The 21588-nt window shown below is 66.8% G+C and carries 17 protein-coding genes; 11 read left to right on the forward strand and 6 right to left on the reverse strand.

Going from position 1 to position 21588, the window contains the following annotated elements:
• Positions 1-160 precede the first annotated feature (160 nt).
• The 4 genes from AC3WS6_RS08270 to AC3WS6_RS08285 are packed head-to-tail and all read left to right on the forward strand — an operon-like array spanning position 161 to position 5369.
• Positions 161-2092, forward strand: coding sequence for a DUF6541 family protein (locus AC3WS6_RS08270; protein ID WP_492500560.1), 1932 nt, complete (start codon positions 161-163; stop codon positions 2090-2092).
• 49 nt (positions 2093-2141) lie between these two features.
• Entirely contained in the window at positions 2142-3032 is an 891-nt protein-coding gene (locus tag AC3WS6_RS08275) for a glycosyltransferase (RefSeq protein ID WP_492500561.1), read from the forward strand.
• Positions 3033-3084: 52 nt separating this feature from the next.
• Positions 3085-4221: an NAD-dependent epimerase/dehydratase family protein gene (locus AC3WS6_RS08280; protein WP_492500562.1), complete on the forward strand. Its 1137-nt coding sequence runs from the start codon at positions 3085-3087 to the stop codon at positions 4219-4221.
• Positions 4218-5369: an acyltransferase family protein gene (locus AC3WS6_RS08285; protein WP_492500563.1), complete on the forward strand. Its 1152-nt coding sequence runs from the start codon at positions 4218-4220 to the stop codon at positions 5367-5369. Before AC3WS6_RS08280 ends, AC3WS6_RS08285 begins: the two co-directional genes overlap by 4 nt.
• On the opposite strand, the gene AC3WS6_RS08290 is transcribed toward AC3WS6_RS08285, so the two are convergent.
• Genes AC3WS6_RS08290 through AC3WS6_RS08300 form a run of 3 tightly spaced genes read right to left on the reverse strand, consistent with a single transcriptional unit; the run spans position 5290 to position 8321 of the window.
• On the reverse strand, positions 5290-6042 hold the full coding sequence (locus AC3WS6_RS08290) for a glycosyltransferase family 2 protein (protein WP_492500564.1): 753 nt from the start codon (positions 6040-6042) through the stop codon (positions 5290-5292). The genes AC3WS6_RS08285 and AC3WS6_RS08290 overlap by 80 nt on opposite strands.
• Positions 6032-7339, reverse strand: coding sequence for an MATE family efflux transporter (locus AC3WS6_RS08295; RefSeq protein WP_492500565.1), 1308 nt, complete (start codon positions 7337-7339; stop codon positions 6032-6034). The genes AC3WS6_RS08290 and AC3WS6_RS08295 overlap by 11 nt, the downstream gene beginning before the upstream one ends.
• 10 nt (positions 7340-7349) lie before the next feature.
• Positions 7350-8321 carry a glycosyltransferase gene (locus AC3WS6_RS08300; RefSeq protein WP_492500566.1) on the reverse strand — a complete coding sequence of 324 codons (972 nt, stop codon included), beginning with the start codon at positions 8319-8321 and terminating at the stop codon, positions 7350-7352.
• Positions 8322-8423: 102 nt separating this feature from the next.
• Between AC3WS6_RS08300 and AC3WS6_RS08305 the strand changes: the two genes are divergently transcribed.
• Positions 8424-9431, forward strand: a complete 1008-nt coding sequence (locus AC3WS6_RS08305) for a glycosyltransferase (protein ID WP_492500567.1) — start codon at positions 8424-8426, stop codon at positions 9429-9431.
• A gap of 1 nt (position 9432) precedes the next feature.
• Here AC3WS6_RS08305 and AC3WS6_RS08310 read toward each other — a convergent pair whose 3' ends face one another.
• From AC3WS6_RS08310 to AC3WS6_RS08320, 3 genes are read right to left on the reverse strand one after another with little or no spacing between them, the layout of a single operon-like run.
• Complete coding sequence (locus AC3WS6_RS08310) at positions 9433-9834, reverse strand: DUF2304 domain-containing protein (protein ID WP_492500568.1); 402 nt, start codon at positions 9832-9834, stop codon at positions 9433-9435.
• Positions 9831-10568 (reverse strand): glycosyltransferase family 2 protein, encoded by a 738-nt coding sequence (locus AC3WS6_RS08315; protein WP_492500569.1) that lies wholly within the window; start codon positions 10566-10568, stop codon positions 9831-9833. Before AC3WS6_RS08315 ends, AC3WS6_RS08310 begins: the two co-directional genes overlap by 4 nt.
• 39 nt (positions 10569-10607) lie before the next feature.
• Entirely contained in the window at positions 10608-12686 is a 2079-nt protein-coding gene (locus tag AC3WS6_RS08320; protein WP_492500570.1) for a hypothetical protein, read from the reverse strand.
• 109 nt (positions 12687-12795) lie between these two features.
• Between AC3WS6_RS08320 and rfbA the strand changes: the two genes are divergently transcribed.
• The 6 genes from rfbA (at position 12796) to glf (ending at position 21578) form a co-directional block, all read left to right on the forward strand.
• Positions 12796-13668 (forward strand): glucose-1-phosphate thymidylyltransferase RfbA, encoded by an 873-nt coding sequence (rfbA, locus tag AC3WS6_RS08325; RefSeq protein WP_492500571.1) that lies wholly within the window; start codon positions 12796-12798, stop codon positions 13666-13668.
• Positions 13665-14663 carry a dTDP-glucose 4,6-dehydratase gene (gene rfbB / locus AC3WS6_RS08330; RefSeq protein WP_492500572.1) on the forward strand — a complete coding sequence of 333 codons (999 nt, stop codon included), beginning with the start codon at positions 13665-13667 and terminating at the stop codon, positions 14661-14663. Before rfbA ends, rfbB begins: the two co-directional genes overlap by 4 nt.
• A gap of 5 nt (positions 14664-14668) precedes the next feature.
• Positions 14669-16084 (forward strand): dTDP-4-dehydrorhamnose reductase, encoded by a 1416-nt coding sequence (rfbD, locus tag AC3WS6_RS08335; protein WP_492500573.1) that lies wholly within the window; start codon positions 14669-14671, stop codon positions 16082-16084.
• A complete protein-coding gene (locus AC3WS6_RS08340; RefSeq protein ID WP_492500574.1) occupies positions 16081-18207 on the forward strand; it encodes an acyltransferase family protein in 2127 nt (708 codons plus the stop codon). Before rfbD ends, AC3WS6_RS08340 begins: the two co-directional genes overlap by 4 nt.
• A 102-nt stretch (positions 18208-18309) precedes the next feature.
• Complete coding sequence (locus AC3WS6_RS08345) at positions 18310-20352, forward strand: acyltransferase family protein (RefSeq protein ID WP_492500575.1); 2043 nt, start codon at positions 18310-18312, stop codon at positions 20350-20352.
• Between the two features lie 89 nt (positions 20353-20441).
• Entirely contained in the window at positions 20442-21578 is a 1137-nt protein-coding gene (glf, locus tag AC3WS6_RS08350; protein WP_492500576.1) for a UDP-galactopyranose mutase, read from the forward strand.
• The last annotated feature ends 10 nt before the right edge of the window (positions 21579-21588 follow it).

Consider the following 21588-nt stretch of genomic DNA (forward strand, 5'->3'; position numbering starts at 1 on the left):
GTCCGGTTCGGGTGGAACGCCTCACCAATCATAGGTTCTCGCGCAGTCGGCGAGCTGATCGCAGCCCCTCGCGGTGTGTCGGCGGTCCCTCAGGCGAACCTCGATAGGATCGACGCCGGCGACCGACACACGGTCACGCGATGAGAAGGGTGCTGCGCACATGGGATGGATCGACCTCGGTCTGGCCGTGCTCGTCACCGCAGGAATCGTCCTCATCCCGGGGCTGCTCGTCTCTCTGCTTCTCGGCGCGCGGGGTCACATCGCGTGGGCTCTCGCCGCCCCCGCAGGCACCACGATCATCGTCCTGGCGGCCCTCGCCGCCCCGGTAGTGGGTCTCGCATGGGGTGTGCTGCCGGTGCTCGCGGTGACAGCGGTCATCTCTCTGATCGCGGCGATCCTGAGATTCATGCCGTGGTTCTCCGTTTCCGCGCTGCGACTGGATGTGCGCCTCGGCCGAGCGGCGTTGCTCTCCACGATCGGCGCGGTCGTCGTCGTCGCAGTGCAGCTGATCATCGTGATCGGCGGCCCCGAGAACATCTCGCAGACCTTCGACAACATCTTCCATCTGAACGCCATCCGCTACGCGCTCGATACGGGCTCGGTGTCTCCGCTCACGATCGGCTCGATGACGAGCGCCGCGACCGGAGGCCTGCCGTTCTACCCCTCGGGGTGGCACGCGGTGGCGTCGCTCGTCGTGCCGCTGACGGGCGCGAGCATCCCGGTCGTCTCGAATGCTGTGATGATCTTCTTCGCCGCGTTCGTCTGGCCCGTGTCGATCCTGCTCCTCACGCGAGTGCTTGTGGGATCCTCGGCCCCCCACGTGGTCGCGGCCGCCGCGATCAGCGCCGCGATCCCGGCGTTCCCGCTGCTGCTCGTCGACTACGGCGTGCTCTTCCCCTACATGATGTCCTTGAGCATGATCGGCGTGCCGCTGGCGCTGATCGCCTCGGCGGGCTCTCGACGCTCCTGGCGTGAGCGGTGGCCGTTCGTGATCGGTGCGCTCGGCTCGATGCCGGCCATCGCGATCGCGCACCCGGGCGGGTTCGTGGCGCTCCTCGTGTTCACGACCGTGATCCTCCTGGTGCTCTGGATCCGGCTGCTCCTCACTCACACGTCGAAGCGGGCCAAGATCGTCTCCTCCGTGTGCGCGGCGATCTACACAATCATGGCGCTCGCGGCCTGGTATGTGCTGCGTCCGCCGATCGACGCTCGTTCATGGCTGCCGACCGAGACCGTCGGACAGGCGGTCGGCGAGGTGCTGACGGCATCCGTCTGGTTCGGTCCGGTCAATGTGATCGTCGCGACCCTCGTCATCACCGGTCTCGTCGTCTGCCTCCGGCGTCGATCCACCACGGACTGGATGGCCGTCGGCTTCTTCCTCGCCGCTGCCGGACTGTACATCGTCGTCTCCGGCTTGCCGTACCTGGTGCAGCGCGACGTCCTGACCGGAGCCTGGTACAACAACGCCCCGCGTCTCGCGGCGCTTCTGGCGTTCGCGTGGGTTCCGCTCGCCTCGGCGGGCGGTGCACACCTGTGGACGATCGCGTCGCGGTGGAGCGCAAGGATCGGCAGCCCAGGTCTGCGGCGGGCCGCACTGGCTGCGGGCGCCGTGCTCGTCCTCGTCGTGATCCCGCAGTTCGGCACGATGCGTCAAGCGGTGTCGAGCGCGCACGCGTCGTTCGCGACGACGGACGACTCGCCTCTGCTCACCTCGGACGAACTGGCGCTGATCGAGCGACTCGATGACGAGGTGCCCGAGGACGCCGTGATCCTGGGCAGCCCGTGGACGGGCACCGCGTTGGCGTACGCGATGGCCGATCGCAAGGTGGTCATGCCGCACACGCTCATGGACATCACGGAGGAGATGTCGACGCTGCTCGACCGGTTGGACTCCGCACGACCGGGGTCGGTCGAAGTGTGCTCGGCGCTCGACGATCTCGGTGTCGAGTACGTGCTCGACTTCGGGACGCAGGAGATCAACGACGGCAAGCACCCGTACAAGGGCCTCGACCGGTTGCGGACCTCGGAGTCCGTCGAGAAGGTCGATCAGGTCGGGGATGCCGTGCTGTACAAGGTCGTGCTCTGCGGATGATCGCGACGCACGACGATCGCGGATGCCGCGCTCATGAGGAGGCAAGACCATGACCCTGGAGATCTTCGTACCGTTCTGGGGAGACCCGGCGCTCCTTCGAGAGACCGTCGATTCCGTGCTCGCTCAGCGTGACGGCGACTGGCGTCTGATCGTCATCGATGACTGCTACCCCGATGACTCGGTGCCGGAGTACTTCGCCGGCATCGAAGACGAGCGCATCACCTACGTCCGCAACGAGACGAACCTCGGCATCACCGAGAACTACCGCGAAGCGATCCGGCGCGCCACGACCTCGCACATCACGATCCTCGGCTGCGACGATCTCTTGCACCCGAACTACGTCGGGCTTGTGAAGCGAGTGATCGACCGTCTGCCGGACGTCGACGTGATCCAGCCCGGAGTCGAGGTGATCGACGAGAACGGTACCGTCGTGCGACCTCTCGTCGACCGAGTGAAGCAGGGACTCCTGGCGCCGCGCGGAGGGGAGGGGATCGCTCTCCTCTCCGGCGAGCGGATGGCCACCAGCCTGATCCGCGGGGACTGGCTCTACTGGCCGTCGCTGACCTTCCGAACGGAGACACTGCAGCGGATCGACTTCCGCGACGGGCTCCCGATCATCCAGGATCTGGCCCTTCTCATGGACGTCGCGTTCGAGAACGGCTCTCTCGCCTATGTCCCGGAGCTGGCGTTCTCGTACCGCCGTCATGGCTCGAGCGCCTCCCAGAAGACCTTGCTCGATGGCAGACGCTTCCGCGACGAACGCGCGTACTACGCGATCGCCCGAAAGCTCGCAGAAGACAAGGGCTGGCAGCGGACGAGCACCACGGCTCGTGTGCGTCTCATGTCGCGTCTGCACGCCATCACGGAGCTCCCCGGTGTCATCCGGCACGGGAACCGTGCTGGGCTACAATCGACGCTGGCGCACATCTTCGCCGTCTGATCACGGACCGGCGCGCGATCGCCGCGCCGATACACCTGCAGGAGGCCTCCGTATGTCCGAACACGTGCTCATCACCGGTGGCGCCGGCTTCATCGGTACCCGGCTCGCGGCGCGGTTCGCTCGTGACGGACACCGCGTCACGGTGCTCGATTCCCTGATCCCGCAGGTGCACGGGGACGACCCCGAGACGACATCGCCCCTGCTGCGATCCCTCGAAGGCATCGCCGACGTCGTCGTCGGCACGGTCACGTCGAAGGACGATCTGCGTTCGGCGCTCAGCGGGGCGACGATCGTGGTGCACCTCGCCGCGGAGACCGGCACGGGGCAGTCGATGTACGAGATCGACCGCTACGTCGACGCCAACGTCGGAGGAACGGCGAAGCTGCTCGACATCCTCGCGAACGAGGAGAACTCGGTGCGCCGGGTCGTGATCGCGTCGTCGCGGTCGATCTACGGCGAGGGGGCCTATCTCACCGAGGACGGGCGTCAGGTGTACCCGGGTCACCGTGCGGATGCCGACATGGCATCGGGTGACTTCGACGTCCATGCGCCCGGTGAGGGGCCGCTCCGACTGGTCCCGACCGATGAGAGCGCGCTGCTCCATCCCTCCTCCGTGTACGGGATCACGAAGCAGATGCAGGAATCGCTCGTGATGACGGTGGCTCCGACGATCGGGATCGAGGGCACGTCCGTCCGGTACCAGAACGTCTACGGCCCCGGACAGTCGCTCAAGAACCCGTACACCGGCATCCTGTCGATCTTCTCGACCCTGATCCGTCAGGGCAAGGAGATCAACATCTTCGAGGACGGCGAGGAGAGCCGAGACTTCGTCTACATCGACGACATCGTCGAGGCCACGTTCCTCGCGGCCACCGATCCTCGCGCCGCGGGTGAGACGTTCAACGTCGGTTCCGGCGTCGCGACGACTGTGAACGAGGTCGTGTCGGCGCTGTTCACGGCGTTCGGCACAGAGGTTCCGACCCGGGTCTCGGGCAACTACCGACTCGGTGACATCCGCCACAACGTCGCCGACACGTCGCATCTGGAACAGACCCTCGGCTTCACGCCGCGTGTGTCGTTTCAGGAGGGTGTCACAGCGTTCGTCGAGTGGGTCCTCTCGGAGCCGGTGGAGGAAGACGGATACCAGCGATCGCTCGATGAGATGAGCAAGCGGAACCTCCTGAAGTGAGCCGCTCGCTGCTTCGCGCGACGGAGTTCCCCTACCGGGAGAACAGCCTGAACCTGTTCCGGCTGATCCTCGCGTTCCTCGTGCTGTTCGCGCACGGCTTCTACGTCGTGGGGCGCTCTGACAGTCCCGGATTCAACGGCGAGAACCTGGGCGGCTGGGCGGTCATCGGATTCTTCGTGATCAGCGGGTTCCTGATCACCCGTTCGAGGTTCCGGAGCGACCCCGGGACGTTCCTCCTGCACCGGATCGCGCGGATCATCCCTGCGTTCGTGGTCTGTCTGCTGGTGACAGCGCTGATCTTCGGCCCCCTCGCCCAGGTGCTCACACACGGGACGCTCGCCGGATACCTCACGACCGACCCGACACCGCTCGAGTACATCTGGGGGAACTTCTTCCTCCACATCGACTACTACCAGATCGGTTCCTCGCTGTCGGAGGTGCCTTACCCGAACACCTGGAACGGTTCGCTGTGGACTCTGTACTTCGAGTTCCTCTGCTACCTGACGGTCTGGGTCCTCGGCGGCCTCGCGATCTACCGAAAGTCGATCTCGGTCGTGGCGGTCCTCTGGGGGGCGTCCGTGCTCGTCAGGATCGCGTATGCGAACGGAGTCACCGGCGGCCTCGACGGTGACTTCGGCCTGTTCACCCGACTGCTGCCCTACTTCCTCGGGGGCTCGCTGATCTACCTGGTGGTGCAGCGCTGGGGCATCTTCCCTCTGTTCGGGATCATCAGCATCCCCGTCGCGGCGGTCCTCATGGTGTTCGTTCCGGTCGCCGGCGGCCCGATCGCCGCGCCGCTGATCGGATACGCGCTCCTGTACCTGTCGACGGTGATCCCGCAGCCCGGGTGGATCGCACGGAACGACGTCTCCTACGGCTTCTACATCTACGCATGGCCGGTGCAGCAGCTCGTCGTCATCGTGGGCGGAGCGGCCTTCGGGATGGGCGTGTATCTGGCGATCACGACCGCGGTGACGTTCCTGCTGGGGTGGGCGAGCTGGATGCTGGTCGAACGCCACTTCATCCGGCTGGCGCGTGGCGCGAAGAAGCCGGCCGCTGCGCCTGCACTCAGCTCAGACGCCTCACGCGCCGACGGGCTTCCCGCCACAGGCGGATCAGCAGTGCACGGGAGCGCAGAGCAGCGGTGAGACCGCGAGGGCGCGATGTCGACGCGTTGTCGTCGTGGACGCGGCGCAGCACCGTCGTCTGCGCGAGATGACCGAGTCGTCCTGCGGCGTTGGCGGCTGTCGCGATCCACAGATCGTGGGACTCTCGCAGATAGTCGGGAAACGGCATCACGAGCGCGAGAGCATCGCGGCGAAGAGCCATGGCGCAGCCGAAGTAGGGCGCATCACCCGCGAGGATGCGGAGCTCGTTGCGCAGGCGTCTGCCGTCGTCATCGGGGGAGAGCAGCCAGGGGCGCCCGGTGAGCGGGGAGCGGAGCGGCTGCTCCGAGTCGAGCAGCTTCAGGTTGGATGCCACGACATCATGCGCCTCGGTCGCAGCGACGAGAGCGTCGAGACGCCCTTCGACCCAGATGTCGTCCTGATCCGACAGCACGATCACGTCGGCGGTCGAGAGCTCGATGGCACGCGCGAACGATCTCACGTATCCGCGGTTGCGGTCGTTGCGGTGAACGATGATCCTCGGGTCCCGCACACTTTCGACGACGTCGACCGTGGTGTCGGTGCTCGCATCGTCGACCACGACGACTTCATCGTTCGGGCCGAGCTGGTCGAGGATCGACGAGAGCTGCTCGGCGACGTATCTCGACCCGTTGTACGTCGCCATGCAGACGCTGACGGTACGGCTACGAGACATCGGACTCCTCTGAGCGGTGGACGGGCGGGATGACACTGTCTGCTTCGGCAGCCGCCGCCGGAAGCGTCCCACCCGCGCGAAGGGATGAGCGAAGCGCGAGTATCTGGTAGACCGCCACGCAGATCTCGGAGACGGCGACGGCGGACGCCACCAGGAACAACGACCCTGCCCAGGCCGAGATGAGGATGAGCGGAGCGCCGACGACCGCGCCGACGACCGTGCTCACGGCCAGTGCGCGCGTGCGGCCCACGGCGACGAGGCAGGCGTATCCGACGACAGCGGTCGTGCCGATGCCGATGAAGGCGATACCCAGCGGGCCGCTGACGCTCAGCGGAACGTCGATCTCACCGGTTCCACTGAGGATCGGCCCGAACACGGGGGAGAGGAATGCGATGCAGGCGCCGCCGATGGTGCCGATGCCTATGCCGGCGATCGTGGCGATGCGGGCGCGGCGTGCGAACTCGGACGCAACCTCGGGAACCCAGCCCTGGAAGAACTGCTGGACGGGCAGGAAAGCGATCGACGCGAACCGGAACATGCGATCGGCGATGAGGTATGTGGCGAGTGCGGGCCCCGCGCCGAGGAACCAGTTGAGCGCGATCACCGGAAGTGTGACGTACAGCGAACTGGTTCCCGAAGTGATGACGGCGTGCTTCTGCGAGGCGAGGACCGTGCGGATGGACCGGGTCTCGGTGCCGTCCGCCGTGCGGCCGGTGTATCGCCAGATGTAGGTCGTGTCGCAGACCGCTGCGACGAGCGAGCCGACCGCCTGCAGGATCAGGAAAGCCCAGGCCTGGTGGATCAGATGGGCGGCGATGATCCCTGCGATCGTGCCGAGCGCCGTCGGCAGGGTGTTCTGCAGCAGGAGGCGAGCGGGTTTCGCGGCGCCTGCGTAGAACCATGTGCCGCCGAGCGCGGGCAGCAGGTAGGCGATCGTGCCGAGGCCCGCGATCAGCGCATCGCCGCGCAGCATGACCGTCAGGATCCCGAATGTCAGGGGAGCGGCGATGAGTGCGAGGACCAGTCGAGATCGTACGGATTCGATGAAGAGCGCGTGCCGTCGCGAGAGCGTGGTGCTCGCGACCAGTGCCGGTCCTGTGGCGCCCCAGCCGAAGCCGACGAAGATCGCCGCGAACTGCACGAACGTCTGCGCCACTCCGATCTGGGCCCAGGTCGCCGCTCCGAGAGCGGTGATGAGCGTCGGGATCGCGGCCACGCTGATGATGGCCGTGATCGCGACGGACACAGTGAATCCACTCAGTCTCCGCAACGCGACCAGCCCGCGTGGAGCCTTCATCGTGCCGTCCTCACCGGTCGCTCTGACGCGCGGCGCCATGGACGCCGCTCTCGACCAGTGGTGCGTCCCAGACGACCTGAGCGGCGAGGTCCGCGACGGCAGCAGGCATGCGCCCCATGCGCCTGTTGAACCCGGCGTTCACACCAGCCCGGAGCACACGGGCGAAGGCGCCCCGCGGACGGGCGACGAGGAGCGCATTCACGAAATGGAGCAGGTCGATCGCCGTATCGCGGAGGATCTGTCCTGGCGCGCTCCACAGGTAGAGACGATTCAGCACCATGCGGTTCCGCACGCGATAGAAGTATCGGAACGGCGTGCTGAATGTCGACACCGGCGGGAGGCCGGGAAGGCTCAGTGGGCGTCCGAACAACAGCCGGGCGTACTGGCGTCCGAGCTGGTGGCCGAGAGCAGCACCTGGAGCCGCGATCGTCAGGTAGCCCTCTGTGCGGGCGCGGAGTTCGAATTCGGTGTCGACGAGATCGATGAAGAAGTCGTCCCGCAACGGGCCGAGCGCCCTGAGGACACCCGCGTCGACGAGCATCCCGGACTGGATGATGTTCTTCGCGAGAAGGGTGCCGTCCGCGAGTTCGGCATGCGCCTGGCGCACGTCTGCGAAGTGCTCGGGGACGATGAGCCCCACCCGGTGACCGCGCGCGACGGCGGCATCGTACGCGGCGACGACGGTCTGCACGTAGTCGGCCTCGATGTGGGAGTCCTGATCGAACGAGAGGACCTTCGATGCGCCATGCTGCAGGGCGAGTTCGTATCCGCGGTTGAGCGCGGCGGCGATGCCGGAGTTCTCCGTGAGGGGCTCGACGACCGCACCGCGCTCGGCGAGCGCGGAAAGGATCTCCGAGGAACCAGCCCCGCTCGCGTCGTCGACGACCACGACTCCCGACACCTGCGCCGCGATCGAGTCGAAGGCCGACAGGAGATCGTCGTCGGGTCGGAAGGTCGAGATGATCGCCCAGACAGATTCCACTCGTCGCCCTTCCTTCGCTCCCGACTGAAATACCCTATCCGCTCGGGCTGACAGCCACCGCCACCTAGACTGGAGAGCGTCGTCAGCAGAGGGAGATTCGGCGTGCGTCAGGAATTCGGATCGATCGTCCTCGCGGCCTACCGCCCCGATCCGGAGCTGTTCCGACGTCAGCTGGAATCGATCCGCGCACAGACCGTGACGGAATGGCAATGCGTCATCTCGGTCGACGGTGATCCCGACCCGGTGCGCTCCCTCGTCGCCGAGATCACGCTCGACGATCCGCGGTTCCGTGTGATCGGCGACGGGAGTCGTCGAGGTTTCTACCTCAACTTCGAGCACGGCATCCGCTCTGTCGCTCAGGGCGCTCGCTGGATCGCACTGAGCGACCAGGACGACGAATGGTATCCGCACAAGCTCGAGACCCTGCTGCCTCACCTCGATGAGGTCGATCTCGTGAGCGGGCAATCCCGGCTCGTGGAGCAGCCGTCCGGGAGGGTGCTCGGAGAGACGTCTCGAGCGGACCACGGTCTCGTGGCGAACGTGCTGAACAACCAGTTCAGCGGATCCGCCTTCGTCTTCCGTTCCGAGATCCTTTCGCGTGCGCTCCCGTTCCCCGTCGCATCGACGCGCACGGCCGCGCACGACCACTGGCTGGCCGTGGTGGCAGGGGCGGGGAACGGAACTCGGATGCTGCCCGACGTCCTGCAGGATTACGTGCAGCACGCGGACAACGTGTTCGGGGATCCCAGCGCGATGACGGGACCTGTGCGTCCGCTGCAGTCGATTCGCACGGTGCTCTCCCTCGCGCAGAAGTATGAGGGGGCGCGAACCCCTGTCGCGCTCCTGCGGATGCTGTTCTGGCTCAACGTCGGATGGCGTCAGCTCCTCACGGATGTCCTGCGGGAGCGCCTCGGACCGGGGTCGGCATCCGCGGACACGCTGATTCCGTACTTCTCCGCGCGTCGACGATTCGGCCCGCTTCAGCGCCTTCTTCGCGATGCGGTTGCGCGTGGAGAGGTGGTGGGGCGGTTCCGCGTCGAGTACCTGGCGAGTTGGTTCGCCGGAACGCTCGTGCGCGGGCGGGCGATCGTGCGTCGACGCGCTCGCTGATTCAGTCGCTCTGGCGGCGGTCCCGCGCACGCAGCTCGTCGACGGCGTGTTCGAGCTCGGCGATGCGCTTCGCGTGCGCCTCGCGCTCGAGGCGCCCGATCGCTGCCTCCTCCGCGAGCCGACGGATCTCTTCCTCGGCCTGCGAGAGCTCCCAGGAGAGGTGCAGCGAGACGGCCAGGAGAAGGAAGATCGCGAGCGTGAACAGGAGGTTGGCCGGCACCTGGAAGCCGAGCGAAGCGGTGATGAACAGCAGCGCCTGCGGGAAGATGCCGAGCAGCAGGACGGCGAGCCCGATCACGAGCCAGATGATCGCGTACTTCTCCCGGAGCTGACGCTTGAGCAGCAGCGCCAGGACGACGCCGAGGATGACGACGGCGAGGCCGATCGCTCCGGTGACCATCATGCGCGTTCTCCGTCGTGTCGTCGGACTTGGGGGCGCCTCATGATCGAGAGCCCGAGGGCCATCACAGAGCGCATGAGGTAGACCGTCGAACCGAAGAAGCCCTGGCTCGGGACTCCGTGCATGCGAGGCCGCATGGCCACGGGCACCTGTGTCACCGTGAGACCGGTGTGAACGGCCGCGACCAGGCTGTCGATCGTGTCTCCGAGGTACTCCGCCGGGTAGTACTGGACGTACTGGTCGATGGCGCGACGATTCCCTGCCCTGAACCCGCTCGTGACGTCGGTGAGAGGGGTCTTGGCGACTCGCGACAGCACCTTGGCGAGGACCACCATCGCCCAGCGCCGCGGACCCCGGCTCTTGTAGTCGCCGACCTCTGCGAAACGGGCGCCGATCGCGATGTCGGCGCGATCGAGGGCCTCGATGATGCGTGCGATGTCGACGGGGTTGTGCTGGCCGTCGGCGTCCACCTGGATCGCGGCTTCGTAGCCGCCGCGCTGAGCACGCACGTAACCCGCTCGCATCGCGCCGCCGACTCCGAGGTTGAACGGGAGCTGCAGGACGTCGGCACCGGCTTGTCGCGCGACGTCGGCCGTGGCGTCCGTCGAGCCGTCGTCGACCACGAGGATGTCCGTCGCGGGGAGCGCGGTGCGGATCTCCTCGACGGTCCTGCCGACGTTCCGCTCCTCGTTCCAGGCGGGAACGATGACCAGGACCCGGTCCAGCGACGAACTCATACCCCCATTCTATGGGGGTCGATCGGCGGCTCCCGTGACTCAGCCGAGCGGCGCGCCCACCTTGTAGAGGGCGAGGTCCTGAGCGTTGCGTCTCACGATCTCGATCGGCCACTGCCCGTTGGCGAGTTGGATGAGCAACTGCTGCGTGGGCACGTGACGAAGCTGCCCTCCGCGCATCATGTACACGGTCTCGCTTCCGAACGTCACGAAGACGCCTTCGCGCAGGTACGGAGTGCCCTTCGGGAACGCCTCGATGGTCGCGTTCGACCATGTGGCGGTGTACGGCGAGTTGCCGCCGGTGATCTCCAGCAGACGTTGGCCGGACTGGACATGACGGAGCTGGCCGTTCTCGAGAGAGTAGATGGCGTCGGCGGTCCGGGACTTGACGAACACCGGGTTCGAGAACGTCGTGCTGCTTCGGGGCAGCACGTTGCACACGGATCCGGGGAGCGCGGGCCCCTTGCCGGTGCGGCCCGGATTCGCCACGGCGGTGATCTTCCCGCCGTCGACGACGAACGTCTGCGCGCCGCAGGTGAAGAGCGGCGCCAGCGCGGTCGTCCGGCTGTAGCCCGCGAACGTGCCGTTCACGACCGGCTGATACGCGGTGATGCCCGCATCCGCGCTCATCTCCCAACTCGGGATGTGCGTGAGGTCCGCCCCCTGGCCGACGATGTACACCTCGTTGCGGGAGTTCTCCTTCACGAGGGTTCCCGGTGCGAGGAATGAGCGTCCCTGGGGTGGGAAGGCGGCGTTGCCGGCAGGGAAGACGGCGACGTAGTCCTTCGCCTTGCCGCGCTCCAGCTGCCACGCGAGTCCGTTGGCGATATGCCTGCGCTGACCGTTCTCCCACTTGTAGTAGTCGGGGGAGTCCTCGGATCTGAAGTAGTCGCCCACCGGCTGTCCGGTGGGGTACGCCCCGAGGATCGCCGGAGTGAGCGGGGTGTAGTCATCCGTCCTCATGCCGTACCGGGTGATGAGGGCTGCAGAGGAGAAGTGATGCTTGGTGCCGTCGGGCTGAAGCAAGTACATGGCCCCATCGCGCGCATCGCGCACCAAACGGATGAACCGGTTGCCCGAGGTCAGGGAGGCGATGTATCCCGAGCTCACGGACCGCACCGCGCCGAGGCGCTTGGTCAGGACGTTGAGGTCGGATGGCGTCGTGACATAGTGCTTGACGCCGCCTGAGGTGAGGAAGATCTGGCCCGTGCTCGAATCCCGGACGAGGGACGAGGCCGGGTTCTGGGTGCTGCCGAACCAGTCGGTGAAGTAGTTGTGGAAGTTGCGGTTGCCGTATGCGGAGCAGTTGTCGCCCGAGCCGTAGCCGGCGCGCAGCGCCGCGGCGTTGGGCTGGTACGGCGTGTAGTAGTAGAGCGCCGCGGTCGCGGAGTTCTCGACGTACACCGGGCCGCGCCCGCATGCGCTGTTCGGGTTGTACATGATGTTCCAGGTCTTGCCCGGAGCGTAGTACGTGAAGTAGCGGCCCTCGGTGTAGATCTTCATCTGCCGACCGGCGCCGTAGATCTGGTAGAAGAAGCCGGCGAACGACGGGTCGCAGGGCGCGGTGTCGGGGCACCCCTGGCCGAGGGCCATGCTGAACCGCCAGTCGCTCGGCCACGTGTGCGTGACCAGGCTCTGCTCCTTCTGCAGCATGACGATGAAGACCTGGGGGTTGATCCCGCACGACTGCGCGACCTTGTAGATGATCGTGGCCGCGGACTCGTTGCCCGACCCCTGGTAGCCGTTGCAGTACTGGTCGGCCGCACGGTTGGGGGTGTTCTGACGGTAGTCCTTGAGGCAGACGTAGCCGGAACGGCACGACGCCACCTTCGACCGGAAGAACGAGTCGATGCTCGCTGCGCTCATCGTCGAGCTGTCGAAGAAGACCTCGTTCGAGATGATCTTGCCGGCACGGAAGCCGTCGGTGATCAGCGCCTTGACGGGCGATGCGGCGCGCGCGGCCGGGGCGGTCGTCGAGAAGCCCGCCGTGACCGATGCGTCGACTGTCGGGGCCGTCGCGCTCGCCGGGCTGGCGACGAGCAGAGAGACGGCGAAGGTGACGGCGGCGGTGCTCGCGAGGAGCGCGCGCAGGCGAGAGCGTGAGGACGTGGGGCGGGTCACACTGCCCATTGTGACGGAAAGACACTGATGATGCCACTGTGATTGATGTGAAGCAAGTCAAGAATCGGCGTGGCCGAACCTCGCAGCCGGGATGTGGCACGATGTTGGGGTGAAAGGCATCATTCTCGCGGGCGGCTCCGGAACTCGACTTCATCCCATCACCCTGGGTGTGTCGAAGCAGCTGATTCCCGTCTACGACAAGCCCATGGTCTATTACCCGCTGTCCACGCTGATGCTCGCGGGCATCCGGGACATCCTGGTGATCACGACCCCGCACGATGCCGCGCACTTCGAGCGGCTGCTCGGCGACGGCTCTCAGTTCGGCATCAATCTCACGTTCGCTCAGCAGCCGTCTCCCGACGGTCTCGCCCAGGCCTTCACGATCGGCGCCGACTTCATCGGCGACGACAGCGTCGCACTGGTGCTCGGCGACAATCTGCTCTACGGCCCCGGCCTCGGCAACAAGCTGCAGCGCTTCGGTGACATCGATGGCGGCGCGATCTTCGCCTACTGGGTCGCCGAGCCCGAGGCATACGGCGTCGTCGAGTTCGATGCCGACGGCACCGCGGTGTCGCTCGAGGAGAAGCCCGCGCAGCCGAAGAGCAACTACGCGGTGCCCGGTCTGTACTTCTACGACAACGAGGTCGTCGAGATCGCTCGCAACCTCGAGCCGTCGGCGCGCGGCGAGTACGAGATCACCGACGTCAACCGCGCCTATCTCGAGCGCGGCAAGCTGCAGGTCGAGGTGCTGCCGCGCGGCACGGCCTGGCTCGACACCGGCACGTTCGACCAGATGACGGATGCCGCCGAGTACGTGCGCACGATGGAGCGACGGACCTCGCTCAAGATCGGAGTGCCGGAAGAGGTCGCGTGGCGACAGGGCTTCCTGTCCGACGACGAGCTGCGTGTGCGGGCTGAGAAGCTCGTGAAGAGCGGCTACGGCGCCTACCTGCTGGATCTGCTCAAGAGAGGGAACGCATGACCCGCCTGCTCGTGACGGGAGGTGCCGGATTCATCGGATCCAACTTCGTGCACTATGTCGTCGAGAACACCGATTACGACGTGACCGTGCTCGATGCGCTCACCTACGCCGGCAACCGCGACTCGCTCGCAGGTCTGCCCGAGGACCGCGTGCAGTTCGTGCAGGGTGACATCACGGATGCCGAGCTCGTGGACCGGCTGACCGAAGAGGCGAATGCCGTGGTGCACTATGCCGCGGAGTCGCACAACGACAACTCGCTGCACAGCCCGCGCCCCTTCCTCGACACGAACATCATCGGCACCTACACCCTGCTCGAGGCGGCTCGTCGTCATGATCGTCGGTTCCACCACATCTCGACCGACGAGGTGTACGGCGACCTCGAGCTCGACGATCCTGAGCGTTTCACCGAGCAGACCCCGTACAACCCCTCGTCGCCGTACTCGTCGACCAAGGCCGGCAGCGACCTGCTCGTGCGCGCCTGGGTGCGCTCGTTCGGTGTCAAGGCGACGATCTCCAACTGCTCGAACAACTACGGCCCGTATCAGCACGTCGAGAAGTTCATCCCGCGTCAGATCACGAACGTCATCCGCGGCATCCGTCCCAAGCTGTACGGCGCGGGGGAGAACGTGCGCGACTGGATCCACGCCAACGACCACTCCTCGGCGGTCCTCACGATCCTCGAGAAGGGCCGCATCGGCGAGACCTACCTGATCGGCGCCGACGGCGAGCGCAACAACAAGGACGTCGTGGAGCTCATCCTCGAAGGCATGGGACAGCCGCGAGACGCGTACGACCACGTCACGGACCGAGCCGGGCACGATCTGCGCTATGCGATCGACTCGACGAAGCTCCGCACCGAGCTCGGCTGGACGCCGCAGTTCGAGGACTTCGAATCGGGGCTCGCGGCCACGATCCAGTGGTATAAGGACAACGAGTCCTGGTGGGCGCCGTCGAAGGACTCGACCGAGGCCTTCTACGCGTCGAAGGGACAGTAAGCGGCGTGGGCGACATCGACTTCGGCAAAAAGCTGGGCGTCACCGAGACCGGGATCCCCGGACTCGTGGTGTTCGATCTTCCCGTGCACGGCGATTCCCGCGGCTGGTTCAAGGAGAACTGGCAGCGCGAGAAGATGACGGCGCTCGGTCTGCCCGACTTCGGGCCGGTGCAGAACAACATCTCGTTCAACGACGCGATCGGCACGACCCGCGGCATCCATGCGGAGCCGTGGGACAAGTGGGTCTCCGTCGCGACAGGACGCATCTTCGGCGCGTGGGTCGACCTGCGCGAGGGGCCGTCGTTCGGGGCCGTGTTCACGACCGAGCTCGATGCATCGAAGGCGATCTTCGTGCCCAGGGGAGTGGGTAACTCCTATCAGACCCTCGAAGCCGACACCGCCTACACGTATCTGGTGAACGATCACTGGTCGCCCGATGCGTCGTACTCGTTCCTGAACCTCGCCGACGAGACCGCCGCCATCGACTGGCCGATCCCGCTGGCAGACGTCGAGATCTCCGCGAAGGACCTCGCGCACCCCCGCCTCGCGGACGTGACGCCGATCGCTGCGAAGAAGATCCTGGTCGTGGGTGCTGGCGGTCAGCTCGGGCGCGCGCTGCGCGAGGAGCTCGGCGACGCTCCGCACGTGGAGTGGACGACCCGCGCCGAGTTCGATCTCGCAGATGCAGACGTCCGAGCCGCGCGACGCTGGCGCGACTACGAGGCGATCGTCAACGCCGGTGCCTATACGGCTGTGGACCTGGCGGAGACCGCGGACGGGCGTCGTGACGCGTGGGCCGCGAACGCCGCAGGTCCCGCTCGGCTGGCGGCGATCGCGGCGGAGTTCGGGGTGACGCTCATCCACGTGTCGAGCGACTACGTGTTCGACGGCACCGCGGAGCGTCCGTACCGCGAAGACGACCCGACCTGCCCGTTGGGGGTCTACGGACAGTCGAAGGCTGCGGGCGACCTCGCCGTGAGCACGGCTTCGCGTCACTACATCCTGCGCACCTCCTGGGTGATCGGCGACGGCAAGAACTTCGTCCGGACCATGGCGTCGCTCGCCGAGCGCGGCATCGATCCGAAGGTGGTGGACGATCAGCGAGGTCGGCTGACATTCGCATCCGAGATCGCACGCGCCATCGTTCATCTCCTCGACACGCATGCGCCCTACGGGACGTACAACGTGACCGGGAGCGGCGATGAGCGCACGTGGGCCGAGATCGCGAGCGACATCTTCGCGATCACCGGTGCAGATCGGACACGGGTCTCCGGGGTGAGCACCGCCGAGTACTTCGCGAACGCCGATGGTCCTGTGGCTCCTCGCCCGCTGAACAGCGTGCTCGACCTCTCGAAGATCGAGTCCACCGGGTTCACTCCGCGCGACGCGAATGAACAGCTCGAGGAGTATCTGAGGTCGTGACCGCGCCCGCCTCGGCGGTCTCGATCTCTCGAGTGTCGGCGCGCACCGGCAGGTTCCGCACCGACATCCAGGCGCTGCGTGCCGTCGCCATCGGCCTTGTGGTGCTCAACCACCTGTGGCCGGAGCAGATCACCGGCGGCTACGTCGGTGTCGACGTCTTCTTCGTCATCTCCGGATTCCTGATCACCGGACATCTGCTCTCGGAGCTCGACCGCACCGGCCGGGTCCGCCTCGCAGCGTTCTACGCTCGGCGGATCCGGCGGCTGCTGCCGGCGGCGCTCCTCGTGATCCTCGTCACGTTGATCGGAGTGTGGGCGCTGCTTCCGTTCACACGATGGACGGACAACGCCCTCCAGTCGTTGGCGAGCGTGTTCTACGTCGAGAACTGGACGCTCGCATCGCTCTCTGTGAACTACTCGGCTCACAATGCGGCGGCAAGCGCCGTGCAGCACTACTGGTCGCTGTCGGTCGAGGAGCAGTTCTACCTCGTGTGGCCGCTCCTCGTGCTGGGGGCCGCCATGGTCGCAGCTCGGCGGGACGCGACGGGAGAGCGCAGGCGATTCGTTCTCGGGGCCGTCTCGGCGGTCGCAGTCCTGTCCTTCGTCGCGGCGGTGATCTACACAGCGGACTCGCCGGCGCAGGCCTACTTCGTCACCTTCACTCGCGCGTGGCAGTTCGCGGTGGGTGCGGCGATCGCGTCGATTCCCGTCGCGCTCTTCGGCCGGCTCAATGCGCTGGCCGCATCGGCCCTCGCCCTCGCGGGGTTCGGGGGGATCGCGGTGGCGGCATTCGTCTTCGGTCCGCAGACTCCATACCCCGGTGTCGCGGCGCTGCTCCCGGTCGCGGCGACCGCTGCGGTGATCGTCGCGGGCACGGGGCGCCGTGCGCCTCTGCTCGTGGTGTCCGCCGTCATCGATGCTCGTCCGGTGCAGTGGCTCGGAGACGTGTCGTACTCGCTGTATCTGTGGCACTGGCCGCTCATCGTGCTCACGCCCTTCGCCATCGGGGCGCCGCTGTCGTGGTGGTCGCGCCTCGGCATCCTGGTTCTGGCGCTGATTCTCGCGTGGGCGAGTCGGCGATGGGTCGAGACGCCGGCGCAACGCGCGCCGTGGTGGCGGCCGGTTCGTCGTGCGTACCTCGGCGGGGCCGCGATGATGGCCGTCGTCGCGCTGCTCTCGGCGGTGCTCCTGATCGCGGCGTCCGCTCGCGATGCTGCCGCCGAGGACGCCGGTCCGCGCGGCGGGTCATGTCACGGAGCCGCCGCCCTCGTCGACGCTACGGGTTGTGATCCGTCGGTCGCCGTGTCGGATCCGGTCGTGACGAGGTCCGATGCGTACTTCGAGCTCGCTCCCGAATGCGGCGATCTCAGTTCCCGACTCGTGTTCGACGGCCGCGAGACCACCCGCGAGTGCGATTTCTCTGAGGAGGGTCGGGGTCCCCGCGTGTGGTTGGTGGGCGACTCGCACGCCGAGCAGTGGCAGGCGGCACTCTTTCCGATCGCCCGAGATCAGGGGTGGCGACTCACGATCAGTTCGTTCCCGGGATGCCCCCCGGCCGATGTGGCGTTCATCGGTTTCGATGCCGCGTGGGGGCCGGTGGACTACACGCGCTGTCGTGACTGGGCGGCGGCGCTCACCGACCAGCTGGTCGCCGAGAAGCCGGATCTCGTCGTGACGTCGATGGCGGCGCGGCAGCAGCTCGTCGATGACGGCAGCGGCCGCGCGCACGACGACCAGTTCGTCGACGGCCTCAGGAGTACCTGGGCGCGTTGGACCGGCGCGGGGATGTCGGTGGTGGCGATCGCCGACACGCCCCTGAACGGAGACGTTCGCGATCTCGACTGCCTCGTGCTGAACCCCGCCGAGCCGCAGGAGTGCGCAGTGCCGAGGGAGAGGGCGATCCCGCCCGACCCGGTGGCGCTCGCCGCGGAGCAGCCACTGCCGGGCCTCTGGCAGGCAGACCTCACGTCGCTCCTGTGCGATGACGACGACTGCTTCGCGGCGGTCGGAGGAGTGCCGGTCTACTACGACGCCGACCATCTGAGCGGCTCGTATGCCGAGACCCTCAGCGATCGCCTGCGCGCGGTCGTGGATCAGGCGCTGGGCGCTCCCGTCGCCCCGTGACCAGCCAGTAATCCAAAATTCTGGGATAGTCTCGGGACGAGTCTCCGTCTGCCCGAACAGACGAGGCCCCTTGCCCGACGACGTCTGAACGAGGTGTTCGGAGTGCCCACGACAGGAACGGCTGCGACGCCGCGGACGGTGTCGGAGCGATATCGCGCCGACATAGACGGCCTGCGCACGCTCGCGATCGTGCTCGTCGTCGTGTACCACGTGTGGCTCGGGCGAGTGTCGGGCGGAGTCGATGTCTTCCTGATGATCTCGGCGTTCCTGCTGACCGGGTCGCTTTCCCGACGTGCAATCGACGGCACTCCGCTGGCGCTGGGCTCGTTCTGGAGCCGCCGATTCCGCCGACTCGTCCCGGCCGCTGCGGTGACGTTGCTCGCGGTGCTCGGCGCGGCCTATGCGTTGATGCCGCCGACCCAGTGGCCGAGGATCTGGACCGAGACGCTCGCAAGCCTCTTCTACGTCGAGAACTGGCACCTCGCGTTCTCGGAGGTCGACTACTACGCCAGGGACAGTGCCGAGACCAGCCCGCTGCAGCACTTCTGGTCGCTGTCGATCCAGGGTCAGGTGTTCCTGCTCTGGCCCGTGCTGATCGGTCTCGTCGCGGTGCTGCTCCGCCGCAGGCGTCATCTCATCCGCCCGACCCTGGTAGCGGTGTTCCTGGTCATCTTCGTCTGCTCGCTCTGGTTCTCGATCGTCGAGACCCGAGGGGCTCAGGCCTTCGCGTACTTCGACACACGCACCCGCCTCTGGGAGTTCGCGGCAGGTTCGCTCCTTGCGCTTCTCCTTCCGGTCGTCCGGCTGCCGGCGGTGGTCGCCGCGGTGCTCGGCTGGGCCGGTGTGGCGGGGATCGTCCTCTGCGGGATCGTGCTCGACGTGCGCGGCGGCTTCCCGGGATATCTGGCGCTGTGGCCGGTGCTGTGCACCGCTGCCGTGATCGTCTCCGGAGCGGCCCCGCAGACGCGGGGAGGTCCGGCGGCGCTCCTCGCATCCAAGCCTCTGGCGTCGCTGTCGAGCGACGCCTACGCCCTCTATCTGGTGCACTGGCCGATCCTGGTCATGTGGATGGTCGCGACCGAGACCGACCGCGTCGGCGCCTGGGAAGGGCTGCTCATCGTCGGGGCGTCCTTCCTGGCAGCACGACTGCTGTCTCGGGCCGTCGAACGCCCTCTTCGGGGTCCGTCGCGCACTGACCGCGCCACGGCTCTCCGAGGGATCGCCGTGGTCGCAGCGTCCGTCGTGCTCGTCGCCGGTGCGACGGGTGGCTGGCGGTGGAGCGAGCAGCAGCGTGCCGCCGAGTTCGCGGCGGCAGCGGAGGATTCGGACTATCCCGGCGCGACGCAGGTCGAGTCGGCGTTCGACATCGCGGGCACCGACGCCCCGATGATCCCGTTGGCGACCGACCTGAACTCCGAGTGGGCGGCGGTGGGGCCCGCGTGCGAAGGGCGGTTCGAGCCCTCGTCAGCGGTGCTCAAGGACTCGTGCAATCAGAGCGTCGACGCGGACGAGGCGGCCGCGCGGGTGCTCGTGATCGGCGACTCGCATGCACAGCAGCTCTCCGCGCCGCTGATCGCGCTCTCGGAGGAGCGCGATCTCGCTGTCCTCACGCTGCTGCGAGGGGGGTGCACGGTGGGTCTGTTCGAAGAGTCGCGCAACGCGTCTCAGGAGTCCTGTGAGCCCTGGGTACGTGCGTCGCTCGACTATGCGGCCGACATCCGCCCCGATGCGGTCTACATCGTCATGACGCGTGCCGACGCCGACGAACCCGAGCGTCTGCTCGACGGCATCGATGAGGCGGTCGAAGCACTGCGGGCCGCGGAGATACCCGTGATCGGGGTGCGCGACAACCCGCGGTTCTCCTTCGACATGTTCGAGTGCGCGACCGACGACACGACCGTGTGCGATGTGCCGAGGGAAGACGTCCTGGCCGAGGAGAACCCGGCCGAGGCGTTCTCGGATGTGATCACGGTCGTCGATTTCACACCGTGGCTGTGCCCCTGGGACATGTGCCGCGCCACGATCGGCAACATCGCGGTCTACATCGACGACAACCACCTCTCTCGCACCTACGCCCGCACCCTCGCCCCTTTCCTCGACAGAATTCTGGCCGAATCCGCCCAGGTGGCCCTGCCCTCAGCATGATCGCAACTCGCGCCAGCTAAAATGTGGAGGCGCGTGCCTCTGCAGGTGCGTCGAAAGTCTTGTCGGTCAGCATCAGGAAAGTTGCATCAATGGATCTCCTCGTCGTCGGGTCGGGCTTCTTCGGGCTCACCATCGCTGAACGCGCAGCTGCCGCAGGCCGCAAGGTGACGGTGATCGACCGTCGTCACCACATCGGAGGCAACGCCTACAGCGAGAACGAGCCGGAGACCGGGATCGAGGTGCACCGCTACGGGGCGCACCTCTTCCACACCTCGAACCCCACGGTGTGGGAGTACGTCAACCGCTTCACTTCTTTCACGAACTATGTGCACCGCGTGTACACGAACCACAACGGCGTCGTGTTCCCGCTGCCGATCAACCTCGGCACGATCAACCAGTTCTTCAACGCCGCGCACTCTCCGGATGACGCCCGGGCACTCATCACCGAGCTCGCGGGCGAGTTCGACCCGAAGGACGCGCAGAACCTCGAGGAGCGCGGCATCGGCCTGATCGGCCGCCCCCTGTACGAGGCGTTCATCCGCGACTACACCGCGAAGCAGTGGCAGACCGATCCCAAGGATCTCCCGGCCGAGATCATCAGCCGGCTTCCCGTGCGCTACACGTACGACAACCGCTACTTCAACGACCGGTGGGAGGGACTCCCCACCGACGGCTACACCGCCTGGATCGAGCGCATGGCCGATCACGAGAACATCGAGGTGAAGCTCGATGTGGACTTCTTCGATGAGTCGCAGCCGCTCAACAAGAAGTCGACGGTCGGTCAGGTTCCCGTGGTCTACACCGGACCCGTCGACCGCTACTTCGACTACGCGGAGGGGGAGCTGTCGTGGCGCACCCTGGACTTCGAGGAGGAGGTGCTGCTGACCGGCGACTTCCAGGGCACTCCCGTCATGAACTATGCGGACGCCGACGTGCCGTACACGCGCATCCACGAGTTCCGTCACTTCCACCCGGAGCGCGAGGACCGCTACCCCAAGGACAAGACGGTCATCATGCGCGAATACTCCCGGTTCGCCACTCGTGACGATGAGCCGTACTACCCCGTGAACACGCCGACCGACCGTGCCGGGCTCCTCGCGTACCGCGAGCTGACCAAGGGGGAGCACGACGTGCACTTCGGTGGACGCCTCGGCACGTACCAGTACCTCGACATGCACATGGCCATCGGCTCTGCGCTGTCGATGTGGAACAACGACCTGGCCTGACGGGAACCGC

The organism is Microbacterium sp. EB106-03-03-XG65 (genome assembly GCF_058791955.1).

Coding starts and splice junctions, on each gene's coding strand:
- AC3WS6_RS08315 (WP_492500569.1), bottom strand. CDS start 10,568: ATGAGTTCGTCGCTGGACCGGGTCCTGGTCATCGTTCCCGCCTGGAAC.
- AC3WS6_RS08290 (WP_492500564.1), bottom strand. CDS start 6,042: ATGTCTCGTAGCCGTACCGTCAGCGTCTGCATGGCGACGTACAACGGG.
- glf (WP_492500576.1), top strand. CDS start 20,442: ATGGATCTCCTCGTCGTCGGGTCGGGCTTCTTCGGGCTCACCATCGCT.
- AC3WS6_RS08275 (WP_492500561.1), top strand. CDS start 2,142: ATGACCCTGGAGATCTTCGTACCGTTCTGGGGAGACCCGGCGCTCCTT.
- AC3WS6_RS08270 (WP_492500560.1), top strand. CDS start 161: ATGGGATGGATCGACCTCGGTCTGGCCGTGCTCGTCACCGCAGGAATC.
- AC3WS6_RS08295 (WP_492500565.1), bottom strand. CDS start 7,339: ATGAAGGCTCCACGCGGGCTGGTCGCGTTGCGGAGACTGAGTGGATTC.
- AC3WS6_RS08310 (WP_492500568.1), bottom strand. CDS start 9,834: ATGATGGTCACCGGAGCGATCGGCCTCGCCGTCGTCATCCTCGGCGTC.
- AC3WS6_RS08280 (WP_492500562.1), top strand. CDS start 3,085: ATGTCCGAACACGTGCTCATCACCGGTGGCGCCGGCTTCATCGGTACC.
- rfbB (WP_492500572.1), top strand. CDS start 13,665: ATGACCCGCCTGCTCGTGACGGGAGGTGCCGGATTCATCGGATCCAAC.